The organism is Desemzia sp. AGC72 (assembly GCF_057334175.1).
This window is the reverse complement of record NZ_JBHFIG010000014.1, coordinates 1-1,360: the sequence shown is the minus strand read 5'-3', so window position 1 is coordinate 1,360 and position 1,360 is coordinate 1. Positions and strand designations below refer to the sequence as shown.

Genomic DNA, 1,360 nt, shown 5'->3' with positions numbered 1-1,360 from the left:
AGAAAGAAGAAAGACGGTTTCGGCTGTCACTTGTAGATGGACCCGCGGCGCATTAGTTAGTTGGTGAGGTAATGGCTCACCAAGACGATGATGCGTAGCCGACCTGAGAGGGTGATCGGCCACACTGGGACTGAGACACGGCCCAGACTCCTACGGGAGGCAGCAGTAGGGAATCTTCCGCAATGGACGAAAGTCTGACGGAGCAACGCCGCGTGAGTGAAGAAGGTTTTCGGATCGTAAAACTCTGTTGTTAGAGAAGAACAAGGATGAGAGTAACTGCTCGTCCCTTGACGGTATCTAACCAGAAAGCCATGGCTAACTACGTGCCAGCAGCCGCGGTAATACGTAGATGGCAAGCGTTGTCCGGATTTATTGGGCGTAAAGCGAGCGCAGGCGGTTCTTTAAGTCTGATGTGAAAGCCCCTGGCTCAACCAGGGAGGGTCATTGGAAACTGGAGAACTTGAGTGCAGAAGAGGAAAGTGGAATTCCATGTGTAGCGGTGAAATGCGTAGATATATGGAGGAACACCAGTGGCGAAGGCGACTTTCTGGTCTGTAACTGACGCTGAGGCTCGAAAGCATGGGGAGCAAACAGGATTAGATACCCTGGTAGTCCATGCCGTAAACGATGAGTGCTAAGTGTTGGAGGGTTTCCGCCCTTCAGTGCTGCAGCTAACGCATTAAGCACTCCGCCTGGGGAGTACGACCGCAAGGTTGAAACTCAAAGGAATTGACGGGGGCCCGCACAAGCGGTGGAGCATGTGGTTTAATTCGAAGCAACGCGAAGAACCTTACCAGGTCTTGACATCCTTTGACCACTCTAGAGATAGAGCTTTCCCTTCGGGGACAAAGTGACAGGTGGTGCATGGTTGTCGTCAGCTCGTGTCGTGAGATGTTGGGTTAAGTCCCGCAACGAGCGCAACCCTTATTATTAGTTGCCAGCATTCAGTTGGGCACTCTAGTGAGACTGCCGGTGATAAACCGGAGGAAGGTGGGGATGACGTCAAATCATCATGCCCCTTATGACCTGGGCTACACACGTGCTACAATGGATGGTACAACGAGTCGCAAAACCGCGAGGTTAAGCTAATCTCTTAAAGCCATTCTCAGTTCGGATTGTAGGCTGCAATTCGCCTACATGAAGCCGGAATCGCTAGTAATCGCGGATCAGAACGCCGCGGTGAATACGTTCCCGGGCCTTGTACACACCGCCCGTCACACCACGAGAGTTTGTAACACCCAAAGTCGGTGAGGTAACCTTCGGGAGCCAGCCGCCTAAGGTGGGACAGATAATTGGGGTGAAGTCGTAACAAGGTAGCCGTATCGGAAGGTGCGGCTGGATCACCTCCTTTCTAAGGATA

The 1,360-nt window shown here is 52.4% G+C and carries 1 rRNA gene; it reads left to right on the top strand.

The annotated features are described in order from the left end of the window. Positions 1 to 1,351: ribosomal RNA gene (locus tag ACE025_RS06790) — 16S ribosomal RNA — on the top strand; the annotation flags it as partial. Positions 1,352 to 1,360 lie beyond the last annotated feature (9 nt).